This is a genomic window from Rossellomorea marisflavi (assembly GCF_009806575.1).
Taxonomy (GTDB): Bacteria; Bacillota; Bacilli; order Bacillales; family Bacillaceae_B; genus Rossellomorea; species Rossellomorea marisflavi_A.
In genome coordinates this window covers 901621-919576 of record NZ_CP047095.1, presented here as the reverse complement: position 1 = coordinate 919576, position 17956 = coordinate 901621, and the positions used below count along the sequence as shown (strand labels likewise).

The following is a 17956-nucleotide window of genomic DNA, read 5'->3' as shown; positions in this document are numbered from 1 at the left end:
ACACCACCTATAGCACTCTACCAATCAACCATGGCACAAGATTGATGCTAATCACGCCCCACACCGTGACGGCAGCAATCCACCAGATCATAAACCGGGTCGACGGCTGTTCCTTTCTCTTACGGATGATAACCAGGGTGATGAGTCCAAGTGGAATCATGATGGCAACTAACCATGAGACCATATCATGCACGCTCCCCTCCGTCGCTTTATATATAAATATTACCATATATTTGGAAGGTTCTGAAGGGAGATAATACTTCAGTAATAAGGACATCGTCATTTAATTTGGCAAAGGGTATACTAAAATTAGAGAGGAAGGGGGATAAAATATGAATACAAAAGAAATGATTTTTGATGTGTTCCAAACACAAAGAGCAAGATCACTAGCAAGAGAAATTGACAACTACTTATACCATGAAAGTCCCTATGCCAACTATGTGGAAGATTATCACGATAGTCGGAAAGACGGCGCGAGAACTGATTGCATTGGGTATATAAGTAAAAAAGGGAGTTATAAGTTTCTCTCCATTACTACAAGTCGAAAACATTGTGTTGTGTTGCATTTGGGTAAGAAACTTCATACAGCTACCTCTATTAACATGCAACATGAACTTGACAATTTATTAAAACATCGTTATCAAAATTCAGATAACATTAAACCAACCCCAGGAGAAGCTTATATTAGGCTTGAATGGGTTGATGAATTGTCACAAATCATACCGTTTATTGACAAAGCTTATTCATTAAGATTAGAAAAATAAATATAATCATTACACCGCATATCCTTCATCAGGACATGCGATTTTTTGTTTCAATTACTTTTTAATGCATGCCGAATCACAGCCCCTAAACCATATTGCAAGAAGATTTGAATCCACTCACCAAGAAGCTTATAATGAGGTGGAATTTGGAACAATGAACAAGATCCGGAAAGGTTTAGATAGGATGAAACAGACAGTGTTAATCGCAGAGGATGAAGAGATCCTCCGGGAAATCAGTAAGAATTATTTTGTGAATGAAGGCTATGAGGTATTGGAGGCAGGCGACGGTGAGGAAGCGCTCGAGCTCTTCGGGCGCCACCCCGTCGATCTGATCATATTGGATATCATGATGCCCCGCCGTGACGGTTGGGACGTGTGCCGGAGGATCCGTGAGCAGTCGGCGGTGCCGATCATCATGCTGACGGCGCGGTCCGATGAGGAGGATACGATCCAGGGATTCGAGCTCGGGGCGGATGATTATGTGACGAAGCCCTATAGCCCGAAGATCCTGCTCGCGCGTGCCAAGCGTCTCCTCCAGCAGCGCACCCAGCCCGCTCCCAAGGACGATGGCGCCTTGACAACGGGCGGTCTGCAGCTGAATCTCGGGGCCCGGACGGTGAAGGTGGCAGGAAAAGACGTCTCCCTCACCCATACGGAGTTCGAGATCCTGTCGTACCTCATGCTCAATGAGAACATGGTCATATCGCGGGAGCAGCTGATCATCAAGATCTGGGGCTATGAATACCAGGGGGATGAGCGTTCCCTCAACACCCATATCCGGAACCTGCGCTCGAAGCTCGGGACATGCGCCGGGTTGATCAAGACGATCGTACGGGCCGGATACAAGTTCGAGGGACAACCATGAAGAGCCGCCTCTTCCTCAAGCTCTTTTTCCTGACCCTTGCCCTGTGCATGCTGATGGTCGGAGGAATCTATGTCGGTCAGACGCTTTTCTTCGATGAGTATTATGAGTCGAGCAAGATCGGCGAGCTCTCCGACTCCATGGATGAGTTCCAGAAGGAATATCTGAAGCTCGACGACGGGGAGCGGGCGAACCATGAGCTGGAACGCAGCTTCCATCAGGAGACGAATGCCTGGATCACCGTCCTCGATGAGAAGGGCTATGTGAAGACCCTAGAGGACTACACCCTCACCATCACGGGCGGTTTTGTCGAGGAAGGCGGCATCGTGGCCAATATGGACCAGGAGTATACGATCCCCTTGGCCTATCTCGAAAACTCGCTATCTGACACATCGATCCTGGAAGCCCTGGAAAACTATCGGGATCACGTCCTTGAGGTCAAGGCGATAGCAAAAGGCGACGAGCTGTATCCTTACGAAATGGTCGTGGATAAAGAACATCACCTGAACAACCGGGAGAGCCCCTTCGAGATCTTCGACGGCGGGATCGACAGCTACATGGACTATATGCGGAACCGGGTCCTCGACGACAGGATCGATCACACACGGGACCAATCCCTCAAGAAGAAGATCCTGTACGGGAAGGTCGATGCCACCCAGACACCTGAACAATACCCGTTCCAGATGAACCCGGTTTTATCGAATCGCGTGTTCCTGGAGCAGGTCAAAGCATTTCAAGCCGATCTGCTCCTCCGCCCGGGTCATGATCCCGTCGAGTCCTCCCCGAAGAGCTATGAGCGGAATGGCGTCTCCTATAAGATCCTCGTGGACAAGAAGCTGGATGAAGACGGGAAACCCCTTTATTTCATCTCGATGACGTCCCTCCAGCCGATTGATGAGGCGATGGAAATGCTGAAGGATTATTACATCTACGTGATCATCGGAGCGGTCATACTGGCCCTACTCGGTTCCTTCTATTATTCAAAAAGAATCACACAGCCCTTGGTGAACATCAACAAGACGGCAAAGGACATGGCCAATCTTCAGTTCGAACAGCGCATCCCGATCAAGACCACCGATGAGATCGGCGAGCTGTCGGAGAGCATCAACAATCTATCCGACAACCTCCATCGCCATATCAACCAGCTGCAGCATGAGATCCAAAAGGAAAAGCAGCTCGAACATACGCGCAAGAACTTCATCGCCGGCGTGTCCCATGAACTGAAGACACCCCTCAGCATCATCCAGAGCTGCACGGCGATCCTACAGGACGGCCTTGCCAGGGACCGCACCGATCACTATTTTGAAGCCATCAACCGGGAAGTGAGCCGCATGGACCGGCTCATCGTCGACATGCTCGAGCTCGCCAAGTACGAGTCCGGCACCTTCCAGCTCCAGCCGGAAGCGTTCCCCGTCAAAGAGGCGATCCAAAACGTGTTCAACCAGCTCATGATGAAGATCCAGGAGAAAGATCTCCAGATCCACATGGACGTGGCAGACCTCACCGTGCTCGCCGATCAGCACCGCATCGAGCAGGTGCTCAGCAACATCCTGTCAAACGCCATCAAGCACACACCGCCAGCAGGACAAGTGACCATCGAAGCCCATCCCGAAGGCGGCCACGTGCGGATCAGCATCATCAACGAAGGTGAGCCCATCGAAGAAACCCAACTGAAGAGGATCTGGGACCAGTTCTATCAAGAGAAGAAAGCCGGACGTGCCAAAGACGGCACCGGCCTCGGACTCGCCATTGCAAAGAACATCCTGAAGCTCCATGACGCAGAGTATTACGCTCAGAACACAGACCGCGGCGTTTGTTTTTCGTTTACGTTAAAACAGATGTAGCGGCCAAACCTTTGCTCTGTCGCCTACAAATAGCTCTCCTCCAAGGGGTTGTAATCTAAATGATTTATTTGTAAATAAACTGATACAAAAGGTCGAATCATGTGTTACAATCTTTTGGGAGGTGCGTAAGTATGAAAAAATTCTTAGTAGTCGTACTTGTTGCCCTGCTCTTGGGAGCTTGTGGCGCAACGGAAACGAAGGAACCAAAGTCTGTCGATTCCAGTGAAAAATCCAAGAACGAAACCAATAAGGAAGAAGCCAAAAAGGAAGAGCCTAAGAAGCTCAACCAGGAAATCGCTGACACAGAAAACATCAAGGCAACCTTGATTTCTGTGGAAAAGAAAAAAGACGATGTGTTTGGTGATACCATTGAGGTCATGTTCGAGGTTGAAAATAAACGTGATGATACCATCGAAATTCAAGCAAGGGAAGTTTCCGCTGACGGCAAGATGGTCGATGAGGGAATGCTCAGCATGAGCCAAGAAATTTCAGGTGGCAAGAAAGCCGATGCTATCCTTACCATCCAAAGCTATGACGAAGGAAAAGAGATCCCTGAGCTAAAAGAAAATCTCGAAATGATCCTTTATGCTTTTTCATGGGATAACATGGACTTTGAAGAAGAGCACGATGTAAAAATAGACTTCTAACATAGAAGGAGGACGACTTAAAAAAGTCTCCTCCTTTTTTATTGCAGTAAATCAGGTGTTCCATAACTACGCTCGTTCGTTTTATCCAATTCATCCCCTTTCCCTCCTATCTCCGAGTTTTCGCTCTCTATCCATTCAATGTTTATATGTATCCACTCTTCACTCCAAGGTTTTATACCAATCTTCACCTCATCTTTATCTCACAGCGATAAAGTATGGAGTGATGCGGATACGCGCATATGAGCTTTTCAAGAGTCGTGAACGACCAAATATAGAATTAGACTTTGCACATGAAAGGTGGATACACAGTGAAGCGTACAGTCAGACGAAAACGTATCAGAAAAAGAAGGATCGGACTCCTCTTCATCGTCGCCCTCCTCCTCGCCTTCGGTATCAAAGGGTACATCTTCGCCAATGGGAAGCCGTCCCTTCATAAAACCAGCGCCGAAGAGGAAACGGAATTCAACGGGTCGGACGAGCAGGTCGACAACACCAATGTCCTCATCCTCGGAAGCGATGCACGCGGGGACGAACGGGCACGGGCCGATACGATCATGATCGCCAACTACTCCTCGAACACGAAGGAGCCGAAGATCGTCTCGATCATGCGGGACACCTACGTCCATATCCCGGAGCACGGCTACAATAAGATCAACGCCGCGTATGCCTTCGGAGGGGCGGAACTCATGAGGCAGACGATCGAGGAAAACTTCGGCATCCCCATCCACTCGTATGCCGAGGTCAACTTCAACTCATTTGAAGAAATCGTCGACGCCGTTGCACCGGACGGGATCGAAGTAACGCCGACGTATGAAATGACCCAGGACAAAAAATCCCTCGGCGTTCAGCTGACCGAAGGCACGCAAAAGCTCCACGGCAAGGAGCTCCTCGCCTACAGCCGCTTCCGCCACGACGGGAACGGAGACTACGGACGCGTGGAACGCCAGCAGGAAGTCTTCGGCAAGCTGAAGGAAGAAGTAAGCAGCTTCTCCACCATCACCAAGCTGCCGAAGATCGTTCGCATCGCCTACAACTCCGTCGACACCAACGTCCCTTACCGCACCCTCCTCTCGGTCGGAACCGATGTGGTGCGCGGCAAGACCAAGGACGTGGAAACGATGCGCCTCCCGATGGATGACACCTACCATAACACCCGTTATGATGTCGGCGCCGTTTTGGAATTTGATGAAGGCGGGTTAGAAGAGAATGCGGCTGAGGTGCAGGCGTTTTTGGAGGAATCTTGATGGGGAAAACCTCAGAAAATGAATAGGCAATTTGAAAATATTCAACCTCACAAAACCCAGAGTTGATAACTCTGGGTTATATATGCTTCCATTAATAAAGGTAGCCCAATAAATCTAAACATCCATTTTCCCACTTCACATTTCCGATTTCCTTCATCATCAGTTCATTCATGACTTCCATTCCCAAACCTAAAGATTTATGATTTTCATTATCTATTTTGAGCCATGTACATTCGTTCATTACGGATCGGTATTCATTCTTCAAATACAAACCCTTATCATCTGCAAATAAAAGTAAGAAATCAATTGATTTATTTTCCACTAAATTTTTCAATTTCTGAAAGCAACAAAGAGCCTAATCCATTTGAGCGGTATTCCTTTTTGACACATAGATCAATGACTCCAAGAACGTTTACTGGAAGGCCATTTAGATTCATGACTCGATAATCCAGCCCTACTTGAGCAACAAGTATATGGTCATCATTCAAAACCAAGTATCTAAAATGAGGCAATTGCTTAAAATATATTCTTTCCTTCGGATAATCCTCTCCAAAACTCTCCGACAGTAGCTCTTGAATACTTCTTCTTGCCACATCATCTAGCTCATACTCGTGTACTCTTTTGATTTTCAACTTTTTTCACCTGTCCTACATTAATCCGTTTAATCCTATTTTTCATTGAGCGCAATGAGACCTATACGATACGGGAATAGTACGCGACATCGGCAACCCTGCCCAGCAAATTCGATTCGGGCAACACCGCTACCAACGTAAACCCAAGCTTTTCAATTAACTTCTTTGACTGCACATTTTCATTATCGATCGTAGCCGATAGGCGTTTAAGATGTAATGTGCTTCTACAATGCTCGATGACCGCGGACACCGCTTCATACGCAAATCCGCATCCCCAATGCTCCCTCATGAAGCGATAGCCTATTTCGCCAAGATACCCTTCTGCTATAGTTGGAATCATGACATCCCCGATGAATTCATCCGTATCTTTTAGTGCCACCGTCCATTTCGTTTCAGTACGATTCCTGATCATTTCTATCATGGCGTGTTCATCACGAGGGGGATTGATTCCAAGGTATTTTCTTACCTCTTCGTGGTTAAACATTTGAAGCATGTTCGGAATGTCTCTTTCCGCTCTAGGACGTAAAACCAATCGTTCTGTTTGGATGATTGGTGCTTCTTTTTTTGTCATGATGGATTCCAGCCTTTCGTGCATTGTGTAAATAAAAGGTCACATTGTCTATATGCTGATTCAATGTTGAGATCCCGGTTTTTCTGGTGCTACTTATCTCTTCTGGGTCTGTAGCGTGGACACGCTTTTATACATATACAGGTAGAGGCAACCATTAGCCTTTATCAAATATCTCTTGTTTATTTTCCACTATTCTGCCTACTTTCATTTTGACACGTGGAACTCCATCTTTTTGATAATAATCATTTAATATAGGCTCTACTTCATATTTGTCTGTACAAAGGATCTTAGGAGAAAATTGCTCAACATACATGTCGCCATAACCTTTAACACAGTTCGCCATTGTATCCAGTGCAATTAAACTTAAAGGTCTTCCTTTGATTAGCCACGTTTTCATTCTCTCCCAGGTTGGGAAGCATACGGCTGCCAGCCTTCCCCAATTATCGTTAAAACTCGCGGAAGTTGACTCAATCCAATCAAGTACATTACTTGAACGGAAGCGGTGTAAGCAGGTAAAAGCCGCTATTGGCAATTCTTTTTCACCTACCAGTTTCAATTTCCCAAAGATATTACTCAATCCCTCTTCGGATGGCAAACTACTGGCTGTCGCCCAAGAAATCGGGTAAAGTAAATCTTCGTCATAATTCTCCCAAAGTTCTCTTACCCACCCTGAAGCAGAAGCAGCTAAAACATCAGCTACAATTTCCAACATTCTCGATTTCACTTCGTAATTTCCGGTTACATAAAATCTAGATTTCACTGAACTCAAAGTCTTCTGGTTATCGTGTTTTTTAAAGGCATTTATTACATCATCCTCAAGAAACCATCTGGTGATCGAAAAGTCTAATAAAGACTCCAAATTATCTCGAACATCTCGTAATGTGGGGGCTTTATCCTTTTTAGTTACAAGTATATCTTCTTCTGGTTGACAAGCTTCTCCGTTTTCTTCATAAAAATCATCATGCAATGAAAATTTATTGGGGGAATGAACAACCGCTAAGTTGTACCATTCAATAGGTCGTAATGAATATTTCACTAACCTTTCGTGACATGGATTGCATAATTTATAAGGTTGATTAGGGTCATCAGATGCTTCTACAACATTAATCTCGTTTCTTTTACAAGCTTCACATAAATCAGTTATTGCCATTAACACCACTCCCTTTTATTGCATATATATTAATGCCCACCCCAAAAACGATACTCATAAAGATCAAAGTCCATTTTATGCTCCAGAAAACGTTGAAAAAAATCCTTCTCTGCAACTGGAATGTCAAAGGCCCCCGTCACCGGATGCCCTGCTGACAGACGGAAGATCCTTCGACACTCATCCAGGGGGATTCCGGTCACGTCCTCTTTCCCCACGAGGATCTTGGACTCACTGTCAAGATCATTCCATCCAATCTCCCAGATGGCGTCTTCTTCGGAAATCCCATACGGAGATGGCTCCGATTCCACAAACAGGCCATGGGTGGCAGACCATTCGATGGCCGATGGACAGTTCACATGGGAGCCAATATACATATAGTAATCCGTCCCCAAATGGATGAAGAAACGATCCCCGTCATACAGCTGGCACCAGATGAAATCCCGTAACACCATCTTCATGATCAAGCGCAGGGCACCCAGGTCGACCAAGGAATCTTCCTTCAGCACAACTCTTTCAAATTCACTCTCATATAAGAAAGATGCCCGATCCTCTTCCGTTATGCTCCCTTCCAACCCCAGAACACGCACGGATTGGATGCCGTTCTCCTCCATAAATGCAATGGCAGAATCAATATAAGCCTCCTCTACCCGTAGATAGTCATCGAGCGTCAATTCGTTCCCATCAAAGGTCTCCCCTATATCAGAAGGTGAAGTCCACTCCTCTATCAAGGTGTAGTGGCCATGCTCATCCCTGAACCTTGGATCGTACTTCGTGACACGCCACTGGTACTGTATGTGTTTCACGATCCGACTCCTCCATTATTTCTGTCATGTGCGTATCTTTCCTTCACTATACCATATATTTTTCCAATATTATCAAATCAATTGTAGTATAATGGAAACAAGATCCATTTGCGGTAAGGCAGATCAACAGGGGGGATGTATGAATAAGAAAAAGGTGGTTCGGATTGTGTCGGTTCTCTCTCTAGGGACCGTTCTACTAACGTTATGGGCTGTTTTTTCTTACAAAGAATCTGATAAATTCGGTGGATTTCCAGTCCCTCAATTGGCGAAAAAAACAGTGAGTCGGGATGACTTTGAATCGTACACATGGGCTGGTACTTCTGAAGCGAAGGAGGATGGACTTCCCTTCCTTTACCGTTCGCAAATCAAAGCGGGAGGATGGAAAAAAACGTTTACAGAAGGGACTCTGACGACGTATGAAAAAGGTGAACATAAAATTGATGTGATCGCGCAAACAGGCTATCTTTCCATAGGCGTCAGTAAAGAGTAGTCGTGTATTCTGCATGAACCAATCCCTTAATAATAAGGCGGTTGGTTCTTTTTCATTCAAGACATTCTTTCACTACCAATTTTAAAAATCCTAAAGAAGTCTGAATCTTTACAAAAAACCTCTTGTAAACCTATCACTCCCTCCCCTATCATGGCAGTAGTGGCACCTTACCCCAGTATGCGCATCCATCAGATGTTCATATAAAAAACTACATACAGGAGGCTCTCCATGTTCAAGAAAACCATGTTGTTTGTCGTTGCCCTTGTCCTTTCCTTCTCGCTGTTCCTGCCGTCCGCGTTTGCCACTCCGCCTGTCACGCCGTCGAAAGCGACGTCCCAGTCCCAGTTGAACGGACTCACGGTGAAGACCGAGGGGGCGATGACCGGCTACTCTCGGGACATGTTCCCCCACTGGATCAGCCAGGGCGGCGGATGTGATACCCGCCAGGTCGTCCTGAAGCGCGATGCCGATTCGTACAGCGGCAACTGCCCGGTGACGTCGGGAAGCTGGTACAGCTATTATGACGGCGTCACGTTCACCGATCCTTCCGACCTCGATATCGACCACATCGTCCCACTAGCCGAAGCATGGCGCTCCGGGGCCAGCAGCTGGACCACCGCCCAACGCGAGGCATTCGCCAATGACCTGAGTGGCTCCCAGCTCATCGCCGTCTCCGCGAGCAGCAACCGCTCCAAGGGTGACCAGGACCCATCCACCTGGCAGCCGCCCCGTGCCGGTGCGAAATGCGGGTACGCCAAATGGTGGATCAGCACCAAGTCCAAATGGAACCTGAGCCTGCAATCGTCCGAGAAGACCGCCCTTCAAGGGATGCTGAACAGCTGCGTATACTGATAGAATAAAAGAAAAACGGACGATCCTCATCGGGATCGTCCGTTTCAAACAGGAGGCCAAACCATGGAAATCAAATCAACCACGTTCAACGCAAGCCACGGCGTCATGACCGAAGAAGTCGGCGTCATCAGCGGGGAGCTTGAGCTCGTCACCACCTGCGATGAAGATGGCATCCTCTCCCTTAAGATCACCTATGTGGGTGCCGAGGAGTGGTACACCCTGCCCGGTGAGGAGTATCGACTGTTTGATGCCCGGGATCATGAGGTGGTTCATGGGATGCTGGTGAAAGTCCTGGAAAGAAGCTGAGTTTCTACTAAAATATAATCAATGCCAAAGACGCTTGGAATCCCAAGCGTCTTTGGCTTTTCTATCTCCTACTGAAATAAGGCCCAAGCCAACCGGTCTCATGCGTGAGGGCGAAGGTCCAACGGAACTGTTTGTCTACGACATAGACGTCGCGGCCCACTTCACTTGATAAGTCCCTCACATCAAAACCCGATGCATTCTCAAGGAGCAGGGCATCCTCCGTGTCCTGGAAGAAGATGAAACACGAATGTTTCTGTTGATCCCTGAAAGCACCTTCCGCCTTTTCTCCTTCAAGACATTTTTTCTTCTTGTAACTGAACAGATGCCAGAGATATCCACCAAATCCATCTAGGTCAGACAAATAGATAGACTGTTTCTCCTTTTCGCTGAGGTGACCGGCAAAATGGGTTTCCCATTCTTTCTTCAAGTATGCTCCCCATCCCGGGATGTCCCGTACCTTAATGTTTTTTTCTATTAATCGATCGATCATATTCATTGGTACCTCCCAAACCTCCCGAGCACGTTAGAACCTATCACGCTTCTCTTCTGCACTTCCGTTCTCTCAATGAATGAGAATGTCGCATCAACGAAATGACCCTCATCCCAACTACTAAGAGATTGCTCTCCACCGGGAAAATGCTCATTGATACATCCTCAACGCTTCTTCTAAGAATTCTTTAAACTGTTCTACATACCTTTGGGGTTCCACGATCCTCACCTTATTCCCAAACCCCGCCAAAAACTGATAAGCAAAGTGATTCTCAGGCAGTTCCATCGTGGCTTCGTACGTTCTTCCACCAGCGTGTACGACGGACTGTTTTCCAAACCGCTCAATGAATTGATCTCTGACACTAATATCGATTTCGGCTTTCACCATCATAGACATCATCGGTGGCTGTTCCATGCCATTTCCTGCAGAAGATTGGGGCCGTGGTGTAAACGAGCCCTTTATCTTGAGATCCGTCATCCTTGTCACCTTGAACGTCCGGTGATCCTCACGCTCCATACTGTACCCGGCCACATACCATTTCATCTCATGGAGCTTCAGATGATAAGGCTCCACGGTTCGGCGGCTGATGGCCCCTTTCTGATCCACGTAATCAAATTCAATCAGCCAGTGGTTTTTAATGGCGTCCATCAGAGTGGATAATTCCTCGTTCAATCCGCTCTGACCCACCCTATCAGAAAAGGTCATGAAGAGGGTGGGAGTAAGATCGAGATGACTCATCCCTTTGATCTTCCCGATCGTTTGTTGAACCCCTTCATTCGATGACAGCTGACCGAATCCATCCAGGGCTACGACGATATGCTCAATGTCCCTGTGGGTCAACAACCGCTTATCAAATTTATATTCCCCCATCAATCCGTATCCGCCCTCCCGACCGTGCGTGGCATAGACCGGTATATTCGCATAGGTCAGGGTGTCCATATCGCGCTGGATCGTTCGCTTCGTGACCCCGAAAAGCCGACTCAGCTCAGTGGCAGATACCCGCTCCCTCTGCAGAAGCAACATCACAATCGAAATCAATCGCTCAATTTTTTGCATAACGCCCTCCCAATGGCGACATACAGTTGTCACCTTTCCCTCATTATACTACCGATAGACCCATAAAGGAGGCAACACACAATGAAATCAATCGTTTATCTTCAATTCAACGGCCAGGCACAGGAAGCACTCACATTTTACGAAAAGGCCCTACAAGGAACGGTGGAACAAGTGACCTTTGGCGCAATCCCTCAAGATCCCCCGTTACCGGCTGAAGAACAAACCATGATCATGGAGTCGCGACTCGACTTCTCTGGAAACACCCTCATGATCTCCGACGTTCTTCCGTCCATGCAAGCAGTCACGGGGTCCATCTCTCCCGGAACCAATGTGATCATCAGCCTGATCGACGGCGATCCCGATCTGAACCAAATATATTTTGACCATCTTTCTCAAGGAGGGACCATCATCATGCCCCTCTCGTCCGTTCCGTGGTCATCAAGCTTCGGCATGGTGAAAGACCGCTTCGGCGTGATATGGAAATTCAACAGTGACGCAAGTGCGTTTTTAAACCAGCTGGTTTGATCATCATCCCCCACTCCACTTTTAGTATCACAAGTGGGGTGGTTTTTTATTTTAACCCGGGTAATATTGACGACACTATTTTACCCGGGTATAATACACTGTAGTAAAGGAGTTGGAAATCATGACAAAAACCTACACCGCATTTTCAGGCGTCAAAAACGTTGCTAGTGGACCACTGGATCGAGTCGTCTCCACAATCAAAGACCAACTGGACAGCAACGATTGGCCCCAGGTCCTCATCTTTGACGATGCCACTGGCAGACAAATCGATGTTGATTATCACGGTCCGATCCATTCAAAGGCAGATACAGGAGAACAAGCGGAAGCAGCGCAACCACGACGGGTCGGCCGTCCTAAGCTCGGCGTCGTTTCCGGCGAAGTAACCCTCCTCCCCCGTCACTGGGAATGGCTCAAGAGTCAGCCCGGCGGCGCATCCGTCACCCTTCGGAAGCTCGTCGAAGACGCCCGACGCGGAGGAGCCCAGCAGGCCAAAGCATCCCAGGAAGCCACCTACCATTTCATGACCTCCATGGCCGGGAACTTCCCTCATTACGAAGAAGCGCTGCGCGAGCTCTATGCAGGAAATCAGTCTGCGTTTCACCAGCATATAGAGGACTGGACCGTTGATGTGAAGAAGTATATGAAGGAGCTCTCCAGTAGAGCATTCACTGAAGAGTGATTCACACTAGGAGGTACTCATATGAACAGACCCTTCACCCTGGACTGCGGCGATATCCTGTTAAGAGAATTTCAACCATCGGACGCAGAATCCATCTACCACTTGACGTCCCAGCCGGAGGTCTATGAATTCCTGCCCGACTGGCGTTCCACAAGAGAGCAGCGCCTGGACTGGCTGACGAATTACGAAGTCCCCGATAACGAGGCATTCCTCTCCTCCCTCCCCACCATCGGTAACGGGTGGCTCAAGCTTGGAATCATTGAAAAAGAGACGGGTGCCTTCATCGGCTTCTGCAATACAGGGATCAAGGAGGAACTCCCCGAACCCAACAGGGAAATTGCCTTTGCCATCTCCAAGCACTACCGGAATAAAGGCTACACGACCACGGCCGTAAAAGGACTCATCGCCTTCCTGGTTGAACAGACCGATGTGAAGCAGTTGAATGCAGTGGTCCTGCCCCGGAATCATGCTTCGAGAAGGGTCATTGAGAAAAGTGGTTTTCAGTTTTGCGGAATCGTGGAAATTGATGGCGAGACGCATGGTCATTATGTATTGTCTACGTGATATGGGTATGGCACATAGAAGCACCTACCATAATAAGGGAATATTTGTTATGATTAAAAGGACGTATTCATTCATTTACTGGAGGTCCTATGAAAAACAACACATCACTCGCACTCGCTGCTTCCCTCATCGCATTGATCGGCTTTCCGGCACTCTTTCTCGTCCTCTCACTGATCACAGGGCAATGGATGTTTCTCGCCTGGAGCATCGCGCCATCACTGGTTGCAGGGCTGACCGGACTCATGCTGACCCGGAATCAATTCAAGAAGGAACAGCGCACCGTGTAACCCAAAACAAGCCCAGATGTATCGCCTCTGGGCTTGTTTTGCTTATAATCAGGAATACTCCCCCACCAGTCGGGTATAGATTCATCAAACACCTAGTATTCCTGGTCCTATCCATCATCGGTAAGCATGACATGACATACATACTCCTGTGGAGCGGCGGTATTACATTGGGATTCTTCCTTATGTATCTAGTGGGTAGGAAAAATCGAAAGAGTAGCAGTTAGGTAACAACGCCTTACATTCTCTAATTAGGAAGGTGATCCGAATCAAAACAGCCTCAATCGTCCTGCATGTCCTCTTCATCATGACCCTTCTCTTTCAGCTGGGCGCCGTCCTGATCATCTCTTCAACCTTCGACGACCTGACCGTTCCCATCCACTTTTCTATTGATGGCACCGCTGATAACTTCAGAACCAAAGAAGCGGATTCCTATGCACACTAAGAAGCAAGCTACCTACAGGGCAGCTTGCTTCTTATTTTTCTATTAAAGTCGATCGTCCGCAGATCAAGCAACATTCATCACATCAACCCAGCAAACCACAACCCAAGCGTCGTCCCAACATAATTCCCGATGATATACCCGAGCGTACCTACTACGAGGATCGGCCCAATCAAATCCTTCCATCCCTTCGCAATGGCCATGGCGGCAGCCGTTGTCGGGCCTCCGACGTTGGCGTTGCTGGCGAGGAGGATTTCTTCAAGGTCATATTTCAATAGCTTCCCTGCACCGAGCGAAATGCCCAGGTTGAGGATGACGATGATCAGGACAAACACTAGCAGCAGCGGTGCATTCTGAATGATCAACGGAATGGATGCCGGTATGCCGATCACGACAAAGAATAGGTAAATGAGGAATGTCCCGATTTCCTGGCTGCCGTTGATCGAGTCGAAGTACTTCGGAAACAGGGCCAGTGCCAGGAAGGTCAGCGTCGTGAGCATGAGGTACTTATCCCCGAACAGCCCGTTCATGAGATTCAGGAAGAAGGACGCATCGTCACCAGACGGGATGATTCCGGCAAATAGTTCGGCGATCTTGAATGACACCACCACAAGCAGGAAGGCGGTCCCGACCGACAGGGCTATATCCTTGAGAGACATTTCCTTCCGCGACCAGAATCCTTCGGCAAGCGTCTTGCCGTCTTCCTTCATGCTCCCGTTTTCCACCTTTTCCGCATGGGGCGCACGGAATCGTTTCCTGAAGAAGCCCATCGTCGGGATCGTCATCAGCACGATGAAGTAGATGGCCATCATCAGATTATCCGCCACCACCGCAGACGACACCATTTCTCCCGGCGGTGCGAACTTCGCGGCCATGGCGGCAAAGTTCACCCCTCCCCCGACATACGAAGCACTGAGCATCGCGCCGAGCTTATCAAGGTAGAGAATGTGATCCCTTAATAAGAAGAAACTGATGATCGTCCCCGCCACTGTCCCGACGGAACTGATCAAGAACAGAATGAGCAGCCGCCCGCTCTCCTTCCACACCTTCTTAAAGTTGACATGGAAGAGGAGCAGGGGAATCGCAAGGGGAATGATGAACGTCCACACGGCATCATATACCGGTGACTCCGTCGGGATCACCCCCGTATTCGATAGAATAATAGCACCCACCAGGGCAATGATCGCTCCCGATATCTTCGCTGCCCAGCTATAGCGCTGTTCGAGGAAGATGCTGACGGAAGCCCATACGACGATGATCCCCCACAGGGTTATGTAATCGTCCGGTTGAATGAGAGCTTGGTTCATGGGGTTGCCTCCTTTTGAAATATTTTCTTCAAAGATATATACTAAATAAATTTTATGGCACCCTTATTAAAATTCAAAAAGGTCAAACTGTAGTATAAAGGTACAAATTGTAATTTAGCTACTATATATCTAGGAAGAAAGTTGTAGTAAACTTAAGAGTATAGAATAATTCCTATTTAATCCTATTATAGTATTGGGTGGTTATTAATGAAAGATTTGAAAAGAAGAGAAATTGAGTTGATGTCTAGAGTATGTGCGCGTAATGGCGTACCTCCTAAATTAGGAAGGATGCTTGTAAAATTGGCTGAGAAGGAAGCTTATGAAAACAATAGCCAAACATTTAGAATCAAAGAATATCAATCACTTATAAATTTACATTTTAAAAACAATGAATAATTATGATTACTGAAGGTGAGATAAAAGATGTTACTAAAAAAGCTGGAATTCGTTAACTATAAGACATATTACGGGCATCAAGAAGTAGACTTGTATATTCCAGAAGAAGAAAGACAAACTAATGGTAAAAACATTATTCTACTAGGCGGTTTAAATGGAGCTGGAAAAACCACTATCCTTAAAGCAATTCTCTACATACTGTTTGGTAAACGTGGTATGTCAGCGCCAGAATATAAGCGCTTATTTTCTAACGTAATTAATAATACCTTTTTTGCAGAGGGTGGCCGAGAGTGTCAAGTTTCACTATCTTTAGAAACTGACAAAGGCGAAGAGTGGACGTTAAAAGTTAAATGGTTTTTTAATCGGGACAAAACTCTTTCTCATGAACAACGTTCCTTAGACATTCGAAGTGCTGGCTCGAAATTTAAACGCTCTGCGCAAATTGAAAACATTGATACCTATAATAAATTTATTGATAAAATCATTCCCTATTACGCAGCACCATTCTTTATCTTCGATGGTGAAGAAGTAAAAGATATTATCCTCCGTCAGAACAGTCAAGAAATGAAGGAAGCTATTCACAAGATTACTGGTATGGAATCCTATAAACAGCTAATTACAGATCTCACCACTCTTAAGCATTCGATTGAGAAACAGCTAGCGCGTTCAGCTAGTCACTCCTCTTTAAAGAATGCAGAGCAAGATTTAGCAGCACTTGATCAATCCATTTCAGCATATGAAGCAAAACAGGATAAGATCCTATCTAAAATGAGAAATCAACAATCATTAATTGATGCAGCTAAAAGAGATAGAAATGAAAAGTTATCCAAAAACTCTAAATCTAGAGAGGTAATTGTGAAGAATCAAACTAAGGTGGCAACCCAGTTAGATATGGCTAGAGTTGAATTAAAGAAATTCTTCTCAGAGAACCTTATTCACATTATCTTAAATGAAAAAATCACAAATCTTAAAAGAACGCTGAAAATAGAAAAAGAGCAAAACCAAAAGAAAATCCTACAGAATGCTTCTCTCACTCCTTACAGAAGCTTTATGGACCAACTACTTAATCAGCCTATAAATCCACCTCTTTCATCTGAACAGCTAAATCAGATAAAAGCATTAGGAAAAGAGATATGGATGCAAGAGAATAATATTAAAACTGACCCTTCCAATGAAGTCGATGAAATCCATGACATTTCAAACAAGGATTATTCGTATCTCACCTCATTACAGGTGAAAAGCCGGGATGCGATCACCAGTTTTATTAACACCATCGAACGACTGTCTCAAGAATATAATGACTTGGAAATCGAAATAAGAAATGCCCCAGAATCCGTCAATCTTGATTCTGAAAACGACAAGATCGACATACTCACCAAAAGTTTAGGGGAAATTGATTCCAAAAATAAAGCCGTCAAAAAAAAGCTTAGAATACTGCTAGACGAGCGAACGACTCTCAAAAATAAGTTTACAAGATTAAACATCCAAGATACCAATTCTGAAGACTTGATTGAGCAACTAAACAATGTGACAAGTACAATAGGGGCTATGAGTGAATATGTAACTGAGGTTACCAAGCTGAAAGCAGAGATTATTAAAGAAGAGTTTTCAAGCATGCTCAAAACCCTCTTTAGAAAACAGGATGAGTTTGGGAAGATCGAATTTGATATCAATACTTACTCAGTACGATTGTATAGTGATCAAAAGCAAGAGATCAGTATTCAGGAACGTTCAGCCGGTGAAATGCAAATGATCTCATCTGCTCTTATCTGGGCACTGACCAAAGTATCTGACCTCTCCCTACCAATGGTGATTGATACACCTCTTGGTCGTCTTGACAGCTACCACAGAAGTCACCTCATTAACCATTATTACAAACATTTGAGTGAGCAGGTCATCATTCTATCGACAGATACAGAAATTACAGGTGAGTACATTCGCCTTATGGAAAAATCATCGTATAAGCAATACATGCTGGATTATGATGAGAAGAAGAAGTATACCGTCATTCGAGATGGCTACTTCGATTTTGTAAGGAGGTAACTCGA

24 protein-coding genes are annotated in these 17956 nt (G+C 46.3%); 15 read left to right on the top strand and 9 right to left on the bottom strand.

The window, feature by feature from the left end:
• Window positions 1-7: 7 nt before the first annotated feature.
• Complete coding sequence (locus tag D5E69_RS04910; protein WP_159129345.1) at window positions 8-184, bottom strand: hypothetical protein; 177 nt, start codon at window positions 182-184, stop codon at window positions 8-10.
• Window positions 185-332: 148 nt separating this feature from the next.
• Here D5E69_RS04910 and D5E69_RS04905 point away from each other — a divergent pair, with 148 nt between their 5' ends.
• The 5 genes from D5E69_RS04905 to D5E69_RS04885 all read left to right on the top strand — a co-directional run bounded on the left by D5E69_RS04905 (window position 333) and on the right by D5E69_RS04885 (window position 5361).
• Window positions 333-764: a hypothetical protein gene (locus D5E69_RS04905; protein WP_159129344.1), complete on the top strand. Its 432-nt coding sequence runs from the start codon at window positions 333-335 to the stop codon at window positions 762-764.
• A 184-nt stretch (window positions 765-948) separates the two neighbouring features.
• Window positions 949-1629, top strand: a complete 681-nt coding sequence (locus tag D5E69_RS04900) for a response regulator transcription factor (protein ID WP_159129343.1) — start codon at window positions 949-951, stop codon at window positions 1627-1629.
• Window positions 1626-3470 (top strand): sensor histidine kinase, encoded by a 1845-nt coding sequence (locus D5E69_RS04895; protein WP_159129342.1) that lies wholly within the window; start codon window positions 1626-1628, stop codon window positions 3468-3470. Before D5E69_RS04900 ends, D5E69_RS04895 begins: the two co-directional genes overlap by 4 nt.
• Before the next feature lie 131 nt (window positions 3471-3601).
• Window positions 3602-4117: a hypothetical protein gene (locus tag D5E69_RS04890; protein WP_159129341.1), complete on the top strand. Its 516-nt coding sequence runs from the start codon at window positions 3602-3604 to the stop codon at window positions 4115-4117.
• Window positions 4118-4425: 308 nt separating this feature from the next.
• Entirely contained in the window at window positions 4426-5361 is a 936-nt protein-coding gene (locus D5E69_RS04885) for an LCP family protein (RefSeq protein ID WP_249931560.1), read from the top strand.
• A gap of 91 nt (window positions 5362-5452) precedes the next feature.
• Here D5E69_RS04885 and D5E69_RS23580 read toward each other — a convergent pair whose 3' ends face one another.
• The 5 genes from D5E69_RS23580 to D5E69_RS04865 all read right to left on the bottom strand — a co-directional run bounded on the left by D5E69_RS23580 (window position 5453) and on the right by D5E69_RS04865 (window position 8517).
• Window positions 5453-5683 carry a hypothetical protein gene (locus D5E69_RS23580; protein WP_249931559.1) on the bottom strand — a complete coding sequence of 77 codons (231 nt, stop codon included), beginning with the start codon at window positions 5681-5683 and terminating at the stop codon, window positions 5453-5455.
• Window positions 5673-5993, bottom strand: a complete 321-nt coding sequence (locus D5E69_RS23575; RefSeq protein WP_249931558.1) for a GNAT family N-acetyltransferase — start codon at window positions 5991-5993, stop codon at window positions 5673-5675. The genes D5E69_RS23580 and D5E69_RS23575 overlap by 11 nt, the downstream gene beginning before the upstream one ends.
• 61 nt (window positions 5994-6054) lie before the next feature.
• Entirely contained in the window at window positions 6055-6564 is a 510-nt protein-coding gene (locus D5E69_RS04875; protein WP_213085580.1) for a GNAT family N-acetyltransferase, read from the bottom strand.
• 154 nt (window positions 6565-6718) lie between these two features.
• Window positions 6719-7714 carry a hypothetical protein gene (locus D5E69_RS04870; RefSeq protein ID WP_159129338.1) on the bottom strand — a complete coding sequence of 332 codons (996 nt, stop codon included), beginning with the start codon at window positions 7712-7714 and terminating at the stop codon, window positions 6719-6721.
• 29 nt (window positions 7715-7743) lie between these two features.
• Entirely contained in the window at window positions 7744-8517 is a 774-nt protein-coding gene (locus tag D5E69_RS04865) for a DUF7683 domain-containing protein (RefSeq protein ID WP_159129337.1), read from the bottom strand.
• Window positions 8518-8656: 139 nt separating this feature from the next.
• On the opposite strand from D5E69_RS04865, the gene D5E69_RS04860 reads away from it, so the two are divergent.
• The 3 genes from D5E69_RS04860 to D5E69_RS04850 all read left to right on the top strand — a co-directional run bounded on the left by D5E69_RS04860 (window position 8657) and on the right by D5E69_RS04850 (window position 10165).
• Complete coding sequence (locus tag D5E69_RS04860; protein WP_159129336.1) at window positions 8657-9007, top strand: hypothetical protein; 351 nt, start codon at window positions 8657-8659, stop codon at window positions 9005-9007.
• A 228-nt stretch (window positions 9008-9235) separates the two neighbouring features.
• Window positions 9236-9859, top strand: a complete 624-nt coding sequence (locus tag D5E69_RS04855) for an HNH endonuclease family protein (protein WP_159129335.1) — start codon at window positions 9236-9238, stop codon at window positions 9857-9859.
• Window positions 9860-9922: 63 nt separating this feature from the next.
• The gene (locus tag D5E69_RS04850; RefSeq protein ID WP_159129334.1) at window positions 9923-10165 is read left to right on the top strand and encodes a hypothetical protein; all 243 of its coding nucleotides are present in this window, start codon (window positions 9923-9925) and stop codon (window positions 10163-10165) included.
• 61 nt (window positions 10166-10226) lie between these two features.
• On the opposite strand, the gene D5E69_RS04845 is transcribed toward D5E69_RS04850, so the two are convergent.
• Window positions 10227-10661 (bottom strand): DUF4275 family protein, encoded by a 435-nt coding sequence (locus tag D5E69_RS04845; protein WP_159129333.1) that lies wholly within the window; start codon window positions 10659-10661, stop codon window positions 10227-10229.
• A 144-nt stretch (window positions 10662-10805) separates the two neighbouring features.
• A complete protein-coding gene (locus D5E69_RS04840) occupies window positions 10806-11711 on the bottom strand; it encodes a helix-turn-helix transcriptional regulator (RefSeq protein ID WP_159129332.1) in 906 nt (301 codons plus the stop codon).
• Window positions 11712-11792: 81 nt separating this feature from the next.
• Between D5E69_RS04840 and D5E69_RS04835 the strand changes: the two genes are divergently transcribed.
• The 5 genes from D5E69_RS04835 to D5E69_RS04815 all read left to right on the top strand — a co-directional run bounded on the left by D5E69_RS04835 (window position 11793) and on the right by D5E69_RS04815 (window position 14208).
• Window positions 11793-12236, top strand: coding sequence for a VOC family protein (locus D5E69_RS04835; RefSeq protein WP_159129331.1), 444 nt, complete (start codon window positions 11793-11795; stop codon window positions 12234-12236).
• Window positions 12237-12357: 121 nt separating this feature from the next.
• Window positions 12358-12915 (top strand): DUF2239 family protein, encoded by a 558-nt coding sequence (locus D5E69_RS04830; protein ID WP_048005414.1) that lies wholly within the window; start codon window positions 12358-12360, stop codon window positions 12913-12915.
• Between the two features lie 21 nt (window positions 12916-12936).
• Entirely contained in the window at window positions 12937-13479 is a 543-nt protein-coding gene (locus tag D5E69_RS04825) for a GNAT family N-acetyltransferase (protein ID WP_159129330.1), read from the top strand.
• Window positions 13480-13568: 89 nt separating this feature from the next.
• Window positions 13569-13766, top strand: coding sequence for a hypothetical protein (locus D5E69_RS04820; protein ID WP_159129329.1), 198 nt, complete (start codon window positions 13569-13571; stop codon window positions 13764-13766).
• A 256-nt stretch (window positions 13767-14022) separates the two neighbouring features.
• Window positions 14023-14208, top strand: coding sequence for a hypothetical protein (locus D5E69_RS04815; protein ID WP_159129328.1), 186 nt, complete (start codon window positions 14023-14025; stop codon window positions 14206-14208).
• A 77-nt stretch (window positions 14209-14285) separates the two neighbouring features.
• On the opposite strand, the gene D5E69_RS04810 is transcribed toward D5E69_RS04815, so the two are convergent.
• On the bottom strand, window positions 14286-15512 hold the full coding sequence (locus D5E69_RS04810) for a DUF819 family protein (RefSeq protein ID WP_159129327.1): 1227 nt from the start codon (window positions 15510-15512) through the stop codon (window positions 14286-14288).
• Window positions 15513-15719: 207 nt separating this feature from the next.
• On the opposite strand from D5E69_RS04810, the gene D5E69_RS04805 reads away from it, so the two are divergent.
• Complete coding sequence (locus tag D5E69_RS04805) at window positions 15720-15908, top strand: DNA modification system-associated small protein (protein ID WP_159129326.1); 189 nt, start codon at window positions 15720-15722, stop codon at window positions 15906-15908.
• A gap of 27 nt (window positions 15909-15935) precedes the next feature.
• Window positions 15936-17951, top strand: a complete 2016-nt coding sequence (gene dndD / locus D5E69_RS04800; RefSeq protein ID WP_159129325.1) for a DNA sulfur modification protein DndD — start codon at window positions 15936-15938, stop codon at window positions 17949-17951.
• The last annotated feature ends 5 nt before the right edge of the window (window positions 17952-17956 follow it).